This window comes from Microbacterium sp. (genome assembly GCF_031178525.1).
Taxonomy (GTDB): Bacteria; Actinomycetota; Actinomycetes; order Actinomycetales; family Microbacteriaceae; genus Microbacterium.
Window position 1 is genome coordinate 1 of the sequence record NZ_JAPSJA010000289.1, and the last position, 2,935, is coordinate 2,935.

Consider the following 2,935-nt stretch of genomic DNA (forward strand, 5'->3'; position numbering starts at 1 on the left):
CCCTTGCTCGTCGGAAGGCGAGCCGGAACGCCCGGAGCGCCATACCGCAACCGACCAGGAGAGACGTCATGGCTGAGATCGTGATCGTGCCCGACCGCGCGGCCGCCGGCGCTCTCGTCGCCGACGAGATCGCGGCGCTCATCGCGCGGCGGCCGGATGCCGTGCTCGGGCTCGCCACCGGCTCGACGCCGCTTCCCGTGTACGAGGCGCTGCGTTCGCGGCTGGCCGGCGCCGACGTATCGCGCGTGCGCGGCTTCGCGCTCGACGAGTACGTCGGCATCGATCCCGGGCACCCCGAGAGCTACCGGTCGGTGATCACGCGCGAGGTTGTGCGGCCGCTCGGGCTGGATCCGGCACGCGTCCGCACGCCCGACGGAACGCTCGACGGCATCGAGCACCACGGTGAGGACTACGAGGAGGCGATCGCCCACGCGGGCGGCGTCGACCTGCAGCTGCTCGGCATCGGCACGACGGGCCACATCGGCTTCAACGAGCCTGGATCGTCGTTCGCGTCGCGCACGCGCGTGAAGACGCTGACGCAGCAGACCCGCGAGGACAACGCGCGCTTCTTCGACTCGGTGGATGATGTGCCGACGCACTGCATCACCCAGGGCCTCGGGACGATCCTCGACGCGCGCCACCTGGTGCTGCTCGCGTTCGGCGAGGGCAAGGCCGCGGCCGTCGCCGGAGCGGTCGAGGGGCCCGTGACGTCGTCGCTGCCGGGGTCGGCCATCCAGCTGCACCCGCACGTCACGGTGGTGGTCGACGAGTCCGCGGCCTCACGCCTCGCCCACGCCGACTACTACCGCTACGCCTACGCCCGCAAACCCGCCTGGCAGGGCCTGTAACCGACCGGTCGTCGTCCCTCATGCCTCCCGATCGTTGAGCGGAGTGAGCAGGGAACGGAGACGAAACGCCCGGATCCGCGACGAGCTTCAGGCCTCGAAGACCTTGCCGGGGTTCAGGATGCCCTGGGGGTCGAAGACGCGGGCGATGTCGCGCTGCAGCTGCCACTGATCGTCGCCCAGCTCGTCGGCCAGCCAGCGGCGCTTGAGCACGCCGATGCCGTGCTCGCCCGTGAGCGTGCCGCCCAGGCGGATCGCGGCGCGGAAGAGGTCGTCGGCCGCGGCCCAGATCGCGTCGGGCACCTCGTCGCCCTGGAAGATGAAGTTCGGATGCAGGTTGCCGTCGCCCGCGTGCGCGACGGTCGGGATCCCGACGCCGTGCTTGCGCTCGACGCGCGCGATCTCGTCGAACATCGCGGCCATCCGCGAGCGCGGCACCGAGACGTCCTCGATCAGGGCGGTGCCGAGCGACTCCATCGCCGGATGCATCGCGCGGCGGATCGCGAGCAGGCGCTCGCCCTCCTCACGGTCGTACGTGGTCGTGACGGTGCCGCCGGCCCGGCGCAGCACGTCGGCGACCGCATCGGCCTCCGTGCGGGCGGCGGGTCCGTCGGTCTGGATCGTCAACTGCGACGCACCGGGGGTCGGCGCGGGAAGCGCGAGGAGGGCGTGGGCGGCCGCGAGGCTGGTCGCGTCCATCAGCTCCATGATCGCGGGCTGGATGCCGGCGGCCGTGACGGCGGACGATCCGGATGCGGCGTCGCGCACGGTGGGGAACGTCGCGGCGATCGTGCAGACATCACCCGGGACGAGCCGGCGCAGCTTGAGCGTGGCGCCGACGATCACGCCGAGCGTGCCCTCGGAGCCGATCATGAGCGAGGTCAGATCGAGGCCGGTGACGCCCTTCACGCTGCGGTGGCCCATGCGGATCAGGCGCCCGTCGGCGAGCACGACGTCGACCCCGAGCACCGCATCACGCACCACGCCGTACTTGGCGCACAGCAGGCCGCCGGCCCCCGTGGCGATGTTGCCGCCGACCGTCGAGATCGCGCGCGAGGCGGGATCCGGTGCCCACCACAGTCCGTAGGGCGCGAGCTGGGCGTTGAGGTCGGCGTTCAGGATGCCGGGCTCGACCACCGCGAGGAGATCGTCGGGGGAGACCTCGAGGATGCGCGTCATGCGCCGCACGGACAGGGCGATCTCGCCGCCGCCCGCGTTGGCCGCACCGGCCAGCCCCGTGCCGGCGCCGCGCGTGACGACGGGCGTCCCGGTCGCGCTGGCGATCCGCAGCGTCGCCTGCACGTGCTCGACGGCCTCGGCGTGCACGACCGCGAGCGGCGGAGCGGACGAGCGGTGCCCGGACTTGTCGGCCCGTGCGTCGTCGAGCGCTGCCGCGCTGGTGTCGACGAGATCGCCGAGCTCCGCCCGCAGCCGGTCGAGGACGTCCACGGATCAGTCCACGTTGCGACGAGCGACGATCGCCCCGACCGCGACGCTGACGACGCCGACCGCGAGGCCGACCCACGGCTGGCCGAGCGCCCACCACGCGAGCGTCGCGGACAGGAAGATCAGCAGCTCGACGATGATCCGGACGAACGGGTGCACAGCGAGCACGGCCTTCGGCGACACGAACAGCGCCCACAGCAGGATCGCCAGGGCGGGTGCGCCGAGTCCGAACACGAAGTTCCACGGCAGCGGCCACGCGAGGAACCCCCACAGCGCGAGGCTGCCGAGGGCGACGAGCTCGGTCAGGAACCGCAGCACATCGAGCGGGGTGATGCGGGCAGCGCGCACGCCGGGAACGTCTTCGGGCATGGGTTCCAGTCTAGATCGGCGTGCCTTGGTTCCCGCTGCGGCTGCGGAATCGAAAAGGGCCGGCTCGCAGAGCGAGCCGGCCCTTGGATCTCGCTCGCCTCAGCTCGCGCCGGGCTGGCCCTCGTCGACGTCGGTCGGGGCGTCGCCCGAGACGATCTGGCGCGAGAGCTGCTCGATCTGCTCCACGTCGGCGCTGATGCCGGCGTCCGTGAGGCGACGCTCGAGCACATCCTGCACCTCCGCCTCGCCGAGGCGCTCGGTGCCGAGGTCGCCCT

Annotated in this window: 3 protein-coding genes; 1 reads left to right on the plus strand and 2 read right to left on the minus strand. The window is 72.4% G+C overall.

All coding sequences use genetic code 11. The annotated features are described in order from the left end of the window. The first annotated feature begins 68 nt into the window (after nucleotides 1-68). Nucleotides 69-848 (plus strand): glucosamine-6-phosphate deaminase, encoded by a 780-nt coding sequence (locus tag RIF89_RS13295; RefSeq protein WP_309069571.1) that lies wholly within the window; start codon nucleotides 69-71, stop codon nucleotides 846-848. A gap of 87 nt (nucleotides 849-935) precedes the next feature. Here RIF89_RS13295 and RIF89_RS13300 read toward each other — a convergent pair whose 3' ends face one another. Together RIF89_RS13300 and RIF89_RS13305 are read right to left on the minus strand one after the other, a co-directional pair. Then, a complete protein-coding gene (locus tag RIF89_RS13300; RefSeq protein ID WP_309069572.1) occupies nucleotides 936-2,294 on the minus strand; it encodes an FAD-linked oxidase C-terminal domain-containing protein in 1,359 nt (452 codons plus the stop codon). Nucleotides 2,295-2,297: 3 nt separating this feature from the next. Further along, nucleotides 2,298-2,660, minus strand: a complete 363-nt coding sequence (locus RIF89_RS13305) for a YrdB family protein (protein ID WP_309069573.1) — start codon at nucleotides 2,658-2,660, stop codon at nucleotides 2,298-2,300. Nucleotides 2,661-2,935 lie beyond the last annotated feature (275 nt).

Bases quoted from the DNA above. Each gene is read 5' to 3' on its own strand.
- RIF89_RS13295 (WP_309069571.1), top strand. From the start codon at position 69: ATGGCTGAGATCGTGATCGTGCCCGACCGCGCGGCCGCCGGCGCTCTC.
- RIF89_RS13305 (WP_309069573.1), bottom strand. From the start codon at position 2,660: ATGCCCGAAGACGTTCCCGGCGTGCGCGCTGCCCGCATCACCCCGCTC.